Here is a 15336-nt window from a genome sequence, read left to right as displayed (position 1 = left end):
AAATAGCAGGAGGTAAAATTAATGACTTTAGTTGATATGAAGCATGGTAAAAAGTTTGTTATAGATAAAATTGAAGATAAAAATACTCGTTTACAAGCTTTGCGTTTTGGAATTAGTGAAGGTTCAGAAATTGAATGTGCAGGTTTAATGCCTGGTGGCCCTGTGATTTTAAAAAAGAACTTACAAGAAATAGCTATTGGACGTAGAACTGCAGAAAAAATTAGTGTTAAGCAAAAAGGAATGGTTTAGTTGAACGAATGTGGTCAAATTGAAACTGAAAATTTATTGGAAGCTGATAAAAAAATAGTATTAGCTGGAAATCCAAATGTAGGTAAGTCAATATTTTTCAATTATCTGACTGGAATTTATGTCAGTGTTTCTAATTATCCTGGAACTACTCTTGATATTAGCAGTGGTAAAATGGGAGATGATGCTGTTTATGATACCCCAGGTGTTTATGGAGTTGGATCTATAAATGATGAGGAAAGAGTAGCTAGGGATTTTATTATGTCTGCTGATATTATTATCAATGTTGTTGATGCAAGTCATTTAGAAAGAGACTTATTTTTGACTCAACAACTGATTGATCTAGATAAAAAAATAATTATTGCTTTAAATATGATGGATGAAGTAGAAAAAAATAATATTTCAATTGATCTTGAAGCTTTAGAAAAAGAACTTGGAGTTCCTATAATTCCAACAACGGCTGCTAAAAATAGAGGTTTAGAAAAGCTGAAAAACACAATTGATCAGGCAGTAAAGGGAAATAATATTTTTTCTGATAATAAAAAATTAAAAAAAGTTCTAGATAATTTTAAGTCAAAAACTAAAAATAAAGCAGATTCACTAATGCTATTAGAAGAGGATGAAAATATTCGCTGTCGTTATTCAAACTTAAAGCAAATTCCAGATTTAAGAGAAGAAATTTATACTGCTCGTCGTCAGCGGATAGATCAAATAACGGATCAAGTTTTAAGTTATGATCAAAACACAAGTCAATTAGCAAGAAAAATTGGAGCTTATATGCTAAAGCCAATAACAGCTATCCCAATGCTTTTAATGCTCTTATATATAATTTATCAATTTATTGGAGTTTTTGTAGCTCAAACAATAGTTGATTTTACAGAGGGTTATCTTTTTGCTGGAGTTTATGAACCAATTGTTAGAAATTTAATTGCTAATTCGATTGGTTTAGAAAACTTTTTTGGAGAATTATTAGCAGGAGATTATGGAATTTTGACTATGGCAGTAACTTATATTTTTGGATTATTATTACCTTTAGTAGCTGGTTTTTATTTTTTGCTTTCAATTCTAGAAGATTCTGGTTATTTACCTCGGATTGCTGTTTTAATGGATCGTCTTTTACAAAAAATAGGCTTAAATGGTCGAGCTATTATTCCTATGCTTTTAGGCTTTGGTTGTGTAACAATGGCTACAATTACTACCCGTTTATTAGGTACTAAAAGAGAAAGAATTATTGCTATTTTTCTTTTAGGTTTAGCTATTCCTTGTTCAGCTCAATTAGGAGTAATAGCAGGTTTAATTGCTCAACTTGATTTATTTTATATTTTAGTTTATATCTCAACTATTTTTGCAGTTTATGTAATTTCTGGTAGTTTTTTAAATAAGGTTTTACCAGGCGAATCAAGTGATTTACTAATTGATTTACCTCCAATTAGATTGCCTGATTTAAAGAATGTTTTTAATAAAACATCTCAACAAACAATTGCTTTTGTTAAAGAGGCAGGACCTATTTTTGTTTTTGGAGCTGCTTTAATTACTGTTTTAGAAAAAACAGGGTTATTAGCTTTGATTACTAATTTAGCAAAGCCAGTTACAGTAAAATGGCTTGGTTTACCTGCTGAAACTGCAACTGCTTTTGTTATGGGGATTATTAGACGCGATTTTGGAGCAGCTGGTTTAACAGCTATTATCTTAAGTCCAGCTCAAATTACAATTTCTTTAATTACTCTAACCCTTTTTGTTCCATGTATTGCAGCTATGATGATTATGGTTAAAGAAAGAAATTTTAAAGAAGCTGTCTATATTTGGTTAGGAAGCTGGATTACTGCTTTTATTACTGGTGGAATTGTTAATTTACTAATTTTTTAAATTAACTTTAAAATTAGTTTTAGTTACAAACTAGCAAGAAAGTGGTGTTTTGGCATGAATAATTGTAAAAAGACTTCCCCAACTAAAATAACTAAAAAAATTAGTTGTCCAACTTGTGGTTATCAATTTAAAAAATTTAAGCAGCTAAGATGTCCTCGCTGTAATAGTTATTTATTTAAAAAATGTTCAGAATGTGCAGGCTGCTCTTTATTTAAATCAAAGAAATTATAAATATTTTTTTCAAAGAATAAAAAATGAAAGAGTGATAAATAATGAAAGAAAGAGCCAAAGTTATACAAAAACGAGATGGTCAAAGTTTAGTTCAACTTGTAAAAAGATCTGCTTGTCATCAGTGTGATGAAAAATGTATGTTAGCAGGTGATTCACATGAAGTAGAAGAAATGGAAGTTTTAGTTAATGATCCTATAGATGCTGAAATTGGAAGTACAGTTGAGTTAGAGATGGATGCAAAACCAATTTTATTTTCAGCTGTTATGGTTTATTTAATGCCTCTGTTTGCAATTGTAGGAGGTTATTTTGCTGGAAGATCTTTCTTTAGTAGTTTTATAAGTAATATAGAGATTGCTGGAATTATTGGATCAGTAGCTGGTTTCTTTTTTTCTTTTCTATTTTTAAGATTTTTTGATAAAAAAGCAGGAGCTAAAAGTTATTTTCATCCTCAGATTATAAGAGTAGTTAAGGAGAATTAATTTTAATAGTTTTTTGGTTAAAAGTCTATTGACAAAGCTCATGGGCTTGCTCCAAGGAGGGTCAATTAGTGGTAGATGATAATAAAGCAATTATAAATGAAAATAGTTCGACTAAAAAAGTTATTTTCAAATTGGCCTGGCCTGTGATAGCTGAACAATCACTGGCAACTGTAACTCAAATAGTTGATATGATGATGGTTGGTCGTTTAGGGGCTTCTTCTGTGGCTGCAATTGGTTTAACAATGCAGCCTGTATTTTTTTCTACTGCCTTGGCTTCAGCACTCGGGGTAGGTACTACGGCTTTAGTTTCTAGATTTACAGGTTCTAATCAAAATAAAAAAGCTGCTTCTGTTTTACAACAATCTATTTTGATGTCTTTAATTTTTTCAGTATTTTTTGCTTTTATTTTTTATCTTTCTGCTCCGAAGCTATTAATTTTTATGGGGGGAGAAGCAGAAGTAATCAAATTAGGTACAGGTTATTTAAGAATGATTAGTCCAGGCTTTATTTTTATGGTTTTAGCTTTTATAGTGACAGCTGCTTTAAGAGGAGCTGGTGAAACTAAAACTCCAATGAAGGTAAATATTTTGGTTAATATATTAAATATTTTTGGTAATTATCTTTTTATTTTTGGTAATTTTGGTTTCCCAAAACTTGGGGTTAATGGAGCAGCTTTGGCTACCACTTTATCCAGATCTCTTGGTGGTATAATTTTATTAACCTTAACTTTTACAAATTATAGTGTTTTAAAAATGAAAATTGAAGGCTTTTTTAGATTTGATTTAAATTTAATTAAAAGAGTTTTAAAAGTTGGAATTCCAACTGCAATGGAAGAATCTGTAAGAAGGTTGGCACAACTTTTATTTATTAGAGTTATAGCTTCATTGGGAACTACAGCTTTTGCTGCTCATCAAATTTCTTTAAATGCAGAGTCAATCTCGTATATGCCTGGTTTTGGAATTGCAGTGGCTGCAACAACAATTGTTGGCCAAAATTTAGGTGCTAAAAATCCAGAAGGAGCTGAAAAAGGAACTTTTGAAGCCTGGAAAATAGGATCCTTAATTATGGGATTTATGGCTCTTATTTTATTGATTTTTCCTGAACAATTAGTAAAATTATATACTACTGATCCTGAGATAATTACTAAAGCCTCATTAAATTTAAGAATTATTGCTTTAGCCCAAATACCAATGGGGACTCAATTTATTTTTGCTGGTGCTTTAAGAGGAGCTGGTGATACCAAAGCCGTATTTTATTCAACAGCAATTTCAACTTGGATCTTTAGATTATTACTTGGTTATATTTTAGTTCATCCTCTAGGTTTAGGGCTGTTTGGAGCTTGGAGTGCAATGGTTATTGATTGGATAGTTAGAGGTAGTTATGTGATTTATAGATTTAAAAAAGGTAACTGGAAGTTAATAAATATTTAAAATTAAAATTTAATTTATATAGCTAAAACCCCACTTTAGAATTCTAGAGTGGGGTTTTAAGATTAATTTAAAAAAGATAAAAAAGAAATTTTATTGCTTTTTAAAAAAAGGTTTTAGTTAGCATAAAGCCCAGATAAATCCCAATAATTCCCATTATTCCAGATAAAGTTGGAGGAGCAGGAATAGGTAATTTGAGAAAAGAAAAAAGACTTCCCACAATTAGACCAGAAAAAGTCGCCAATAAAGCTTCATTCATAATCAATTCTCCTTTATAAAAAATTATAAATTTAGTTAGACGTCAGACAACTGACAATTATATTTTATTATATTTTTTCTCATTTGTCAAAATAATTATACAATTTACTGATTTATTAGTTTAGCTTTAATTTGAATTAAATTATTTTCTATATTAAAATAAGATGATGAACAAAATTATTTTTTAGAGGTGAAGTATGTTTAATATAACTAAAATGTTAACAGAATTTAATACTTATGGTGATCAACTTCGTTATGATCAAGATTGTAAGAAATCGGTAACTGGTACGCGTTTAGGGATGGGACCAGTTATTGCTTGGAATATTAATTCTCAATGTAATTTAAATTGTAAACACTGTTATTCAAATTCAAATCAAATAAAAAAGAAAACAACTTTAAACACAAAAGAAGCTTTAAAATTAATTGATCAATTAGCAGATTTTAAGGTTCCAGTTTTATTATTATCTGGAGGAGAACCTTTGTTAAGAAAAGATTTAGTAAAATTAATAGAAAAGGCTAAAAGTAGAAATCTTAGAGTAGTAATTTCTACAAATGGGACTCTTTTAACTGAAAAAATGGTGAAAAAATTAAAATCTCTTGCTGTTAGTTACATTGGCGTTAGTTTAGATGGAATGGAAGCTGTTAATGATCAATTTAGAGGTAAAAAGGGAGCTTTTAAAAAAGCTTTAAGAGGAATCAAAAATTGCCAGAAATTTGGACAAAAAGTAGGTCTTCGCTTTACAATTAATCAGCATAATTATCAACAATTAGATCAAGTATTTAATTTAATTGAGAGAGAAAAAATACCAAGAGTTTGTTTTTATCATTTAGTTTATTCTGGTCGTGGTCAGAATATAAAAGAAGCTGAACTAAGTGATTTAAAGAAAAAGAAAGTAATTGATAAAATTATTAATTGGACTCAATATTTTATTGACCAAGGTAATCCTAAAGAAATTTTAACAGTTGATAATCATACAGATGGAGTTTATTTATACTTAAAAACTAAAGCAAAAAATGAAAAAAAAGCTAAATATATTTATAATCAACTTCTAAAAAGTGGTGGTAATCGAAGTGGAAGTGCAATTGCTAATATTGATCATCAAGGAAATGTTTATATAGATCAATTTAGTCGTTTTATTAATCTAGGTAATATTAAAGAAAAATCTTTTGCTGAAATTTGGACAAATAAAAATAATGAATTTTTAAATAAAATTAGAAATAGAAAAGCAGAACTTACTGGACGCTGTTCTAAATGTAATTTTTTAGAAATATGCAACGGCAATTTAAGAGCTCGTGCTTTTGCAGCAGGAGATTTGTGGGGAGCAGATCCTGGTTGTTATTTAAATGAAAAAGAGATTGGATGTGAGCTATAAATGAATATTATTTCTTGGAATTCAACTAATAAATGTAATCTAAGCTGTCCTCATTGTTATCGGAATGCAGGTGAGGATTTAGGAACAGAATTAAATACAAATGAAGCTAAAAAAATGTTAGATCAAATAAAAGCTGCCAATTTTCATTTAATGATTTTTTCTGGGGGAGAACCATTGTTAAGAGATGATATATTTGAATTAATGGCTTATGCTTCAGCTATTGGACTTAGACCAGTTTTAGGAACTGGTGGGGGGTTGATTAATTCTAATTCTGCTCAAAAATTAAAAAAAGCCGGTGTTTTAGCTGCTGGAATTAGTCTTGATAGTGTTAATCCAGAAAAACATGATCAATTTAGAGGAGAAAAAGGTTTATTTAATAAAGTTGAAAATTCATTTGCAGAGTTAAAAAAAGTTGGAATTCCTTTTCAAACTCATATGACAGTAATGGATTGGAATTTAGCTGAATTAGAAGCAATGATTGATTATTCTGTCCAGGTTGGAGCCAAAGCAGCTCATATTTTCTTTATGGTACCAACTGGAAGAGCAGCATATATAGAGGAAAATGCTATTACTAAAAAAGAATACCAAAAAGCAATAGAAAGAATTATGAAAAAATCAAAAGAAGTAGAAATAGAAGTTAAACCAGTTTGTGCTCCTCAGTTTATTGCAACTGCTGATCAATTGGAAATTAAAACCCGTTTTCAAAATGGATGTTTAGCAGGTGCAAGTTATTGTATTATTAATCCAGTTGGTGATGTCCAACCATGTGCTTATCTTGATTTAAAAGTGGGTAATGTTAGAGAAAATGATTTTAAATCAATTTGGGAAAATAGTGAAATTTTAAATAAAATGCGCAATTTAGAATGGAAAGGAAAATGTGGCAGTTGTAAATATGGTAAAAACTGTAGAGGTTGTCGAGCTAGAGCTTATTACTATAGTGGAGATTACTTAGAAGCTGATCCTTTTTGTTCTATAAAAAATACTGCTTTTTAGCTCTGTGATCCATATCATATAAACTCCTTTTTTGAAATGCTATACTTATTTAGAACAAATACTTAAATCTATAATTAAAAAGGAATTTTAATAATGAGTGCATTTTTAGGTCCAATTCATATTTATGCTGAGCAAGCAAAAAAACTTGCAGAAAAGGCTAAAATAAGAGATGATGTAAATAAGTTTAATTTAATTATAATTCAGCTCAGTTTAGAATAAATAAACTGAGTTGATTTAATTTAGGAGTGTTTTTATGGAAAAAATTGATAAAAAAATTTTAGACAGATTACAAAAAGGATTAGATTTAGAAAGTTCCCCCTTTCAAAAAATTGCTTCAGAACTGATGCTTAAGCCAGAAAAATTATTAGAAAGAATTAAAAGGCTAAAAAAAGAAGGCTATATTCGCCGTTTAGGAGGAGTATTTAAATCTGCTAGTTTAGGTTATCAAAGTACTTTAATTGCCTTAAAGGTTGAGGAAACTGAATTTTATAATGTAGCTGAGATTATCAATCAACATCCTGGGGTTACTCATAATTATCGCCGTGATAATAAATTAAATCTCTGGTTTACTCTTTCAACTGCTACTAAATCAGAACAAAAAAATTTTTTAGATAAAATTAAAGTATTAAGAGGAGTTAAAGAACTTTATAAACTTCCAAAAGAAAAGTTTTTTAAGTTAAATGTATTTTTTCAAATGAATGATGAAGGAAAAAAGGATGATTTAAATGAATAAGAAATTAGTTGATAAATTAGATAAACAAATAATAAAAGCTTTTGAAAAAGATATTCCTTTAACTTTAAACCCATATCAAGAAATAGCAGCAAATTTAAATATTGAAAAAGATGAACTTTTAAAAAGACTTAAAAAGTTAAAAGAGAAAAAAATCTTAAAAAGAGTTTCAGCTATTTTACACCATCGTGATTCTGGCTATAGAGCAAATGGAATGTTTGTCTGCGATTTTAAAGAAGAAAATATTAGTCAATATGGTAAAGAAATATCAAAATTAGATTCAGTTAGTCATTGTTATCAGAGAAAAAAATATCAAAATTGGCCTTATAATTTTTATGCAATGATGCATGCTCAAGATAAATTAAGTTTAGAAACTAAAATTTCCAAATTAGCTATAAAATATAAAATTAAAGATTATCAAATCTTATATTCAACTGAAGAATTGAAAAAAACAAGTATGCAGTATTTTATTCATGATTTTGACATTTAAAATGAAGACTGATATTATATAAACAGCTTAAAATAAAAAGGAGCAGTGATAGTTATTTATAAGAAATTAGCTGTTTTAAAAGATATTATTTCAATGTATATTAGTCAACATAGAAATCATTTATCATATATTTTTGGTTTCCTAACAGCTTTAAGTTTCTCCCTAATTTATTTAAATTATGGGGTGGAATTAGCTTTGTTAGTTTTATTGGTTGGAATTTTATTATTTGAAGTTTTTAATCATTTTTTTGGCAGCAGTCCAGAGATTATTGTTATGGGAGTAGATAATGAACAAGATATTATGAAAAAACTTAAAAAAACTATGTCTGAAGTTATAAAAGAAAAAAATGAAGAAAAATCAAAAAAAGATAAAGATTAATTTAAAGCCTCTTCAATTAAGAAGGGGTTTTTTTTATAAATATTGACTAATTTGATCTAATGGATATAAATTCTTTTTTCTGATATAATAAAATTGATAACTAAAATTAAATTGTTTGAGCAAAAAAATTTTAATAGGAGCTAATAATGAAAATATTAAAAAAATTATCAATTCAGAACAAAATCTTGTTGGGTATTGGTATTAGCTTTATTTTGGCAATGATTTTATTATTATTAGTTATTATTTTTCAATTTGAAGATCTTTTAAATGAAAATAAAAATTTAATTGAAGCAGAATTACTAGAAAGAAAATATGATAAATATGAGACTTTAGTTAAAAGCAGAGCAGAAATTTTATCTGATATTTATGCTATTCGCTTAAGAGAAAGAGAAATTAGAGCAGAAAAAGAAACTGATTTAGACATGAAAAAATTTATGAATGAATTAAATAAAAGAACAAATGTTGATAAATTTTATTTTTATATTTATGATTTAGATGGTAATCTTATTTCATTACCTCCAAACCCTGAATTAGAAGGTGAAAATAGAATTGATTTAAAAATAAATGGTGTACCAATTATAAAAAATATGATTAATATAATAAAAAAAGATGGTCAGGGAAGATATAAATATCCTTATTATAATCCTGTGAATGATAAAATAGAAACAAAGTATAGCTACCTAAAAAAAATTGAGGGAACAGATTTATTGATAGGAGCTGGTGGTTATGAAAGTAGCTATTCTAATATTGTAGACAATTTATTAGCAAAAATAACAACTACTCGAAATGAAACAATCTATTTATTTTTAGTTAGTTTTTTAGTTATCACTCTCATTATTAGTTCTATTATTTTTTATATTTCTCAATCAATAAACAAAAATATCAAAAAAATTATTTCTGGCTTTAAAAGAGTAGAAAATGGGCAATTAAATTTTAAATTAAATTTAAATAGTGGAGATGAATTTGAAACTGTAGTTTTAGGTTTTAATCAGATGTTAACTAAGATTAAAAATCTAAGTTATAATGATCCTTTAACTGGTTTACCTAATTTGAATTTTTTGGAAAATAATTTAAAAGATAATTTAAATAATCTAAAAAAGGAAGAGAAAATTTATTTATTTACTTTAGATATAGCTAATTTAAGCTTAATAAATAGCAGTTATGGTTACCAAAAAGCAAATGAAATTTTAAAAGAAATGTATCAGCGGTTAAGCAAAATTTTAGATAAAAGAATAACAATTGCTCGTAAAAATGATGAATTTATATTTTATTTTGTGACAAAGAAAAATAAAGAACAAATAAAAAAATATGCTAAAAATATTTTAAATAAGCTGTCTAAACCTTATGAAATAAATGGAAACCTTACTTATTTGAAATTAAAAATAGGAATAGGAATTAATAAAAAAGAGGATAATTATTTAGAGCTTATTCGGAAATCTAGATTAGCAGTTTATTTTATTGATCAAAAAGATCAAATTAAATTTTTTAATCAGAATATGAAAGGAGAACTTGTAAGTAAATTTGATTTAGAAAGTAAATTAAGACAAGCTTTAGCTAAAGATGAATTTGAACTTTATTATCAACCTCAGCTCAAAAGCGAAAATAATCAAGTTATTGGAGTAGAAGCACTAATTCGCTGGTACCATCCAGAAGAAGGTATGATTTCTCCTGGGAAATTTATTCCACAAGCAGAAGAAAATGGAATGATCTTAAAACTAGGAGATTGGGTTTTAAAAGAAGCAATAAGCCAGCTTAAAAATTGGCAAGATAAAGGATATAATAATCTGATTATGGCTGTAAATATTGCTCCTCAACAATTTATGCAGGGGGATTTTGTTAAAAAAATAAAAAAATTATTATTTGAATATCAAATAGAGGCTCAATCTTTAGAGTTAGAGATAACTGAAAGAACAGTTATTAAAGATATCGAATATACTATTGAAGTCTTAAATGATTTACAAAAATTAGGGGTTCAAATTTCTATTGATGACTTTGGTACTGGTTATTCTTCTTTGGAGTATTTAAATCGCTTTGCTCTTAATAAATTAAAAATAGATAAGTCTTTTGTGCACCAGAGTAGTAATTTAAATATAGTTAAAACTATTATCATGATGGGTAATAACTTAAATTTAAATGTAGTAGCGGAAGGAGTAGAAACTAAAGCAGAATTAGATTTTCTAATTCAAAACAAATGTCACTATTATCAAGGATATTATTTTGCTAAACCTCAAAACGCCATTGATGTTGAAAAATATTTCAGAAAAATTTAATTAATTATTTTCAAAAAAGGAGTATGTTAAATGAAATTAAATATTAAAGAATTTGCTCAATTAACAACTAAAGAGCTTTATCAAATAATCCAAGCTAGAATAGAGGTTTTTGTTATTGAACAAGATTGTCCTTATCAAGATTGTGATAATAAAGATCAAAATTCTTTTCATTTATTTTTAGTTGCTCAAGGAGAGATAGCCGCTTATTTGAGAATTATAAAACCTGGTTTTTGTTATAAAGAAGCTGCCATTGGTCGAGTTTTAGTGGCTAAAGAATACAGAAGAGAGGGGCTTGCTTCAAAAATAATGAAAGCAGCTATAGATTTTATTGATAATAATTTAAAAACAAAAGCAATTAGGCTTTCAGCTCAAGAATATATACTTAATTTTTATCAAGAACTTGGATTTGAGGTTGTTTCTGATCGTTATTTAGAAGACGAGATTCCTCATTTTGAAATGTTATATCAATTGTAAATTATTATTATCTTTGTTAAAATAAAAGCAATTAATACTTGAAAATAATCATGGAGGTGCTTTTAATTTGATTAATTTAGAAGAGGTAGCAGCCTTAGTTAAAAAATGGGCTCGAGAAATTGGTGATTTACAAAAAGAAAAATTAGCAAAAAAGAATTTTAAAGTTAAGACTAAAAGTACAAAAACAGATTTAGTGACTGAAATTGATTTATTAAGTGAAAAAATAATTAGAGAAAAAATAAAAGCTAAATTTCCTCAACATAATATTTTAGGTGAAGAAAGTCATTATACAGACAATAAAAGCAGTTATACTTGGGTTATTGACCCTTTAGATGGTACAAATAATTATGCAAATGCATATCCAATTTATGCTGTATCTATTGCTTTAAAAAAAGAAAATAAGACTTTGATGGGAGTTATTTATCTACCTGAATTAGATGAGATGTATTATGCTATTAGGGGAAAAGGAGCATATAAGGGCGATAGTAAAATTTATATTTCTCAGAAATCAGAACTCGAAACAGCTTTAATTGCTACAGGCTTTCCATATGATAAAAATGATTCTAAAATTAATAATCTTGCTCCCCTAAATATTATTCTACCTCAACTAAGAGGTATTAGACGTTCAGGAAGTGCTGCTTTTGATCTTTGTTCAGTAGCCAGTAGTCGAATTGATGCATTTTGGGAATTTAAGCTGAAAGAGTGGGATTATGCAGCTGGCCTTTTAATTATTAAAGAAGCTGGTGGAGAAGTTTATCAAACAGAAATTGAGCAAAGTCCATTATTAATAGCTGGTAGTAAAGAACTTGTTTCTAAATTAAGGCAAAAAATAGAACCAATATATATAAATACATAAAAATTTAATATTAGCTCTTTAGGGAGGTTTATTTATGCAATATTTTAATTCTAAGACATTTATTTTATTATTCCCTGTTCTCTTAGCTAGCCTTTGTTATATAATTAGAAAAACAACAACTATTATAAAAAATAAAAGGGCAGAAGAACTTTTTAGTAATTATCATAAGGATAGGATTATTTATTTTAGTAAAAAAGTTAATTTTTTTGGACAGAAATCAGCGACTAAGTCTCAAATTAGAGGTAATGGATCATTACTTTTGACACCTGATAAAATTCATTTTTTGAAATGGTTGCCTAAACAAAATCTGATTATCCCACTTAAAGATATTGAGAATATAGAAATAGTAAATTCTTTTTTAGGAAAAACTAAAAAACAAAATTTATTAAAAATTGATTTTAAAAACAAAGAGCAAGAAATAGATTCAGCTGCTTGGCTTTTAGATAATATGAAAATTTGGAAAAAAGTAATTGAAACAAATATTAAAAATCAAGCTTAAATTATAAAATAAAGTAAAAAACTGCTCTTTAATTACTACTAAATTAGTTCAGTAGTAATTCAGAGCAGTTTTTGATTTACAATAACATATTTTTAAACATTATAATCTTTTAAGTTTTTACTGAAATTTTCTGTTAAATCTTCCATTTGTTCTATATAGCCAGTCATTTCTTTTATTTTTTCTGAATAATTATTTACATTAGCACTCATTTCTTCACTTGAAGCAGAATTTTCTTCTGCAATTGCAGCTAGATTATTAAAGTTTTCAATTACTTTTCTTATTTTTTTGGTTTCGGAATTTAAGCTATCAACAATTTCTACAACTTGATTTGAAGCTGCTTCAATATCAGATGTAGCATTATTACTAGATTCAGTAACATTTGCTAAAGCTTCATTGCTTTGCTCAAGATTTGAATATTGTTCACTAATACTAGAACTTAATGTTTCTACATGTTCAGTAAATTCACCTAAGTTTTTTCTAATTGTTTCTACAGCTGTTTGAGATTCTTCAGCTAATTCTCTAACTTCTTCTGCAACTACAGTAAAACCACGTCCGTTTTCAGCTGAACGAGCTGCTTCTATAGAAGCATTTAAAGATAATAAATTTGTTTGTTCTGCTATATCCTCAACTGTATCAACAATACCCATAATTGTTTCAATTTTTTCTGATAATTGTTGTCCTAGTTTATTAACATTAGCAAAAGCTGATTTAACTCCACCAATTCTTTTATTTACCTTAACAACTGCCTGAGTAGAAGAGCGGATATTTTCAACTGCATTTTCTAAGTTATCTCTACTATTTTTACCAGCTTCAGCTAATTTTTCTATTTGTTCAACATTATCATTTATTATATAGGCTGATTCTTCTGTTTCTTGAGCCTGAGCCTGAGCTCCTTGTGCTACTTCATCTACTATATTAGAAATCCCATCAGAAACTTCTTCCATATCTGAAGCTAAATCAACAAAGTCTTCGGTAAAATTATGCATATCATCAGTACCACCTTTTAAGAAAAGAATATCTTTTCTCAATTTGGCTTTAATCTGACGTAATTTTTCAAATAATTTTTCAAAATCATCATTTGTTGCAAGTCGTGTTTCATCATCTAAATTAAGAGTTTCAATTTTTGTTAATTCTGCTTCAATAGCTCTAGCTGGAGCCATTAAAAATTTAGTAGTTATTGTTAATAAAATAGATAAAATAAAAGCAGAACTGAAATTTAGAACTAAGCCTGCTGAAAATTGGGGTAGTGATAACAAAATAAAACTTAAAATAAAAGAACTTAAACCTATTTTAGCAGAAATGCTTTTAAAAATTCCAAGGCTTATAATTTTAGAAAATAAGTAATTTTTTTTATTCCTAAATGCTTTTTCAAAACTAATATGTATGGTTAAAAATTCTTTGCCATCACTTGTTTTACCTCTTTTAACTTCTTCAATTTCAATAGGAGTTTTAAAAAAAGAAGAACTACCTTCTAAAAGACCTAAAAAATAGTCGAACATACCTCGTTTTGATTTATAAGTCATTTCAATTTGATGATCATTTAATTCTTTAGCCCTTAACCCCGGGGGATTAGCTCCTGGTAACATTTCAGTTAATTGTTGATGAACTGTATCCATTAACATTAAAAAGTTCTTTAATGTTCGATTACTAAAATAAGAAGGAAACCATTGAGAAAATGTTTCAATATTTTTAATCCCCATATCATGCCATATTTCTCCAGGTTTTTTACCAACCTCTCTCCCTACAAATTTCATTAAATCTTTAGTTTTTTGATCTTCAATTGTTGTCATTGGAGAAATAATTAAATCTTCTTTAAAACCAGCTTTTTTCTTTGCCTTATTAACAACTTCTTCTCCATAAGTTTTTTTTAAAGTAGTCAGCCAAGTTGCTACAACAGTACCTTTCATAAGCTTACCTCCAGTTACAAATTTAATTTTAAATATATATACTATCAATAAATATAATAACACATTAAAAAAAGTTAAGCAAAATAATGTAACTTTTAATAATCTTTTTTTATTTTTAGAGCTTAATTTAGATCAGTAATTTTTAAAGATGTAGGGTCTTTTACTTTTAAATTTATAAATTTTAGTTATAATTTTATTAAATTATAAGAATAAATTGAAATTATAAATAAAAAGGAGAGGTCTTATGACTGATAAAAGATTTGAGCCAGCTAAAAAGAAAAAATTATATTCTCAAAAGAGATTTGAACATTTAAAACCAGTTGAAATGTTAAAAAATTTAAATTTAAAAAATGGAGATATAATGATAGATGTTGGAGCAGGCAATGGATTTTTTTCTCTTCCCGCTGCTGAGATTGTTGGCGAAAAAGGTAAAGTTTATTCAGTTGATGTAGAAATTGATATGCTCTTAGATTTAAAACATAGAGCTCAAAAAACAGGTTTAACAGATAGAATTGAAATAGTAAAAAGTAATGTTAATTCTGCTAATTTAAGAGAGAGAGCAGATTTTATGTTATTTGCTTATTTATTACATGAAGTAGAAGCACCAGAAAAGTTTCTAAGAAATTATTTTAAATTTCTTAAAAAGGGTTCAAAAGTAATTTTTATTGAGTGGGATACTAAAAAAAGAGAAGAAGGGCCACCAATTGCACATAGAATTGAAAGTGAAGCATTAAAATTAATGTTGGCCAAAGAAAATTTAACAAAGATTAAAGAAAAAAGTATAGCTTATAATTCTTATTTAATAAGTGCAATTAAAGCTTAAAATACAGTATTCTTTGCTATTTTTAATTATTTTACA

At 27.4% G+C, this 15336-nt stretch carries 17 protein-coding genes; 15 read left to right on the top strand and 2 right to left on the bottom strand.

Translation table 11 applies throughout. From position 1 onward, the window contains the following. Positions 1-21 precede the first annotated feature (21 nt). The 4 genes from HPRAE_RS06855 (at position 22) to HPRAE_RS06840 (ending at position 4252) form a co-directional block, all read left to right on the top strand. Positions 22-249 (top strand): FeoA family protein, encoded by a 228-nt coding sequence (locus HPRAE_RS06855; protein WP_014553499.1) that lies wholly within the window; start codon positions 22-24, stop codon positions 247-249. Further along, positions 250-2112, top strand: a complete 1863-nt coding sequence (gene feoB, locus HPRAE_RS06850; protein WP_014553498.1) for a ferrous iron transport protein B — start codon at positions 250-252, stop codon at positions 2110-2112. Between the two features lie 272 nt (positions 2113-2384). Continuing rightward, entirely contained in the window at positions 2385-2822 is a 438-nt protein-coding gene (locus HPRAE_RS06845) for a SoxR reducing system RseC family protein (protein ID WP_014553497.1), read from the top strand. A gap of 68 nt (positions 2823-2890) precedes the next feature. Continuing rightward, positions 2891-4252 (top strand): MATE family efflux transporter, encoded by a 1362-nt coding sequence (locus HPRAE_RS06840; protein ID WP_014553496.1) that lies wholly within the window; start codon positions 2891-2893, stop codon positions 4250-4252. A 100-nt stretch (positions 4253-4352) separates the two neighbouring features. Here HPRAE_RS06840 and HPRAE_RS06835 read toward each other — a convergent pair whose 3' ends face one another. After that, positions 4353-4508, bottom strand: a complete 156-nt coding sequence (locus HPRAE_RS06835) for a XapX domain-containing protein (protein WP_014553495.1) — start codon at positions 4506-4508, stop codon at positions 4353-4355. 196 nt (positions 4509-4704) lie between these two features. Here HPRAE_RS06835 and HPRAE_RS06830 point away from each other — a divergent pair, with 196 nt between their 5' ends. The 10 genes from HPRAE_RS06830 to HPRAE_RS06790 all read left to right on the top strand — a co-directional run bounded on the left by HPRAE_RS06830 (position 4705) and on the right by HPRAE_RS06790 (position 12570). After that, positions 4705-5880: a radical SAM/SPASM domain-containing protein gene (locus HPRAE_RS06830; RefSeq protein WP_014553494.1), complete on the top strand. Its 1176-nt coding sequence runs from the start codon at positions 4705-4707 to the stop codon at positions 5878-5880. Continuing rightward, complete coding sequence (locus HPRAE_RS06825; protein ID WP_014553493.1) at positions 5881-6873, top strand: radical SAM/SPASM domain-containing protein; 993 nt, start codon at positions 5881-5883, stop codon at positions 6871-6873. 93 nt (positions 6874-6966) lie between these two features. Continuing rightward, positions 6967-7092: a hypothetical protein gene (locus tag HPRAE_RS11320; RefSeq protein ID WP_014553492.1), complete on the top strand. Its 126-nt coding sequence runs from the start codon at positions 6967-6969 to the stop codon at positions 7090-7092. Between the two features lie 34 nt (positions 7093-7126). Further along, positions 7127-7606, top strand: coding sequence for a siroheme decarboxylase subunit alpha (ahbA, locus tag HPRAE_RS06820; RefSeq protein ID WP_014553491.1), 480 nt, complete (start codon positions 7127-7129; stop codon positions 7604-7606). Next, positions 7599-8093 (top strand): siroheme decarboxylase subunit beta, encoded by a 495-nt coding sequence (gene ahbB / locus HPRAE_RS06815; RefSeq protein WP_014553490.1) that lies wholly within the window; start codon positions 7599-7601, stop codon positions 8091-8093. Before ahbA ends, ahbB begins: the two co-directional genes overlap by 8 nt. Positions 8094-8138: 45 nt before the next feature. Beyond that, positions 8139-8471, top strand: a complete 333-nt coding sequence (locus HPRAE_RS06810; RefSeq protein ID WP_014553489.1) for a hypothetical protein — start codon at positions 8139-8141, stop codon at positions 8469-8471. A gap of 146 nt (positions 8472-8617) precedes the next feature. Next, a complete protein-coding gene (locus HPRAE_RS06805) occupies positions 8618-10741 on the top strand; it encodes an EAL domain-containing protein (protein WP_014553488.1) in 2124 nt (707 codons plus the stop codon). Between the two features lie 30 nt (positions 10742-10771). Then, complete coding sequence (locus tag HPRAE_RS06800) at positions 10772-11215, top strand: GNAT family N-acetyltransferase (RefSeq protein WP_014553487.1); 444 nt, start codon at positions 10772-10774, stop codon at positions 11213-11215. A 67-nt stretch (positions 11216-11282) separates the two neighbouring features. Further along, a complete protein-coding gene (locus HPRAE_RS06795) occupies positions 11283-12071 on the top strand; it encodes an inositol monophosphatase family protein (RefSeq protein ID WP_014553486.1) in 789 nt (262 codons plus the stop codon). 34 nt (positions 12072-12105) lie between these two features. Beyond that, positions 12106-12570: a hypothetical protein gene (locus HPRAE_RS06790; protein WP_014553485.1), complete on the top strand. Its 465-nt coding sequence runs from the start codon at positions 12106-12108 to the stop codon at positions 12568-12570. A 92-nt stretch (positions 12571-12662) separates the two neighbouring features. On the opposite strand, the gene HPRAE_RS06785 is transcribed toward HPRAE_RS06790, so the two are convergent. Next, complete coding sequence (locus HPRAE_RS06785) at positions 12663-14477, bottom strand: heme NO-binding domain-containing protein (RefSeq protein WP_014553484.1); 1815 nt, start codon at positions 14475-14477, stop codon at positions 12663-12665. A gap of 244 nt (positions 14478-14721) precedes the next feature. On the opposite strand from HPRAE_RS06785, the gene HPRAE_RS06780 reads away from it, so the two are divergent. Further along, positions 14722-15300, top strand: coding sequence for a class I SAM-dependent methyltransferase (locus HPRAE_RS06780; protein WP_014553483.1), 579 nt, complete (start codon positions 14722-14724; stop codon positions 15298-15300). Positions 15301-15336: the final 36 nt, after the last annotated feature.

It is taken from the genome of Halanaerobium praevalens DSM 2228 (genome assembly GCF_000165465.1).
GTDB lineage: Bacteria > Bacillota > Halanaerobiia > Halanaerobiales > Halanaerobiaceae > Halanaerobium > Halanaerobium praevalens.
This window is presented reverse-complemented; position numbering and strand designations above follow the sequence as displayed.

Bases quoted from the DNA above. Each gene is read 5' to 3' on its own strand.
- HPRAE_RS06800 (WP_014553487.1), top strand. From the start codon at position 10,772: ATGAAATTAAATATTAAAGAATTTGCTCAATTAACAACTAAAGAGCTT.
- HPRAE_RS06790 (WP_014553485.1), top strand. From the start codon at position 12,106: ATGCAATATTTTAATTCTAAGACATTTATTTTATTATTCCCTGTTCTC.
- HPRAE_RS11320 (WP_014553492.1), top strand. From the start codon at position 6,967: ATGAGTGCATTTTTAGGTCCAATTCATATTTATGCTGAGCAAGCAAAA.
- HPRAE_RS06805 (WP_014553488.1), top strand. From the start codon at position 8,618: ATGAAAATATTAAAAAAATTATCAATTCAGAACAAAATCTTGTTGGGT.
- ahbA (WP_014553491.1), top strand. From the start codon at position 7,127: ATGGAAAAAATTGATAAAAAAATTTTAGACAGATTACAAAAAGGATTA.
- HPRAE_RS06830 (WP_014553494.1), top strand. From the start codon at position 4,705: ATGTTTAATATAACTAAAATGTTAACAGAATTTAATACTTATGGTGAT.
- HPRAE_RS06855 (WP_014553499.1), top strand. From the start codon at position 22: ATGACTTTAGTTGATATGAAGCATGGTAAAAAGTTTGTTATAGATAAA.
- HPRAE_RS06845 (WP_014553497.1), top strand. From the start codon at position 2,385: ATGAAAGAAAGAGCCAAAGTTATACAAAAACGAGATGGTCAAAGTTTA.
- HPRAE_RS06780 (WP_014553483.1), top strand. From the start codon at position 14,722: ATGACTGATAAAAGATTTGAGCCAGCTAAAAAGAAAAAATTATATTCT.
- ahbB (WP_014553490.1), top strand. From the start codon at position 7,599: ATGAATAAGAAATTAGTTGATAAATTAGATAAACAAATAATAAAAGCT.
- HPRAE_RS06835 (WP_014553495.1), bottom strand. From the start codon at position 4,508: ATGAATGAAGCTTTATTGGCGACTTTTTCTGGTCTAATTGTGGGAAGT.
- HPRAE_RS06785 (WP_014553484.1), bottom strand. From the start codon at position 14,477: ATGAAAGGTACTGTTGTAGCAACTTGGCTGACTACTTTAAAAAAAACT.
- HPRAE_RS06825 (WP_014553493.1), top strand. From the start codon at position 5,881: ATGAATATTATTTCTTGGAATTCAACTAATAAATGTAATCTAAGCTGT.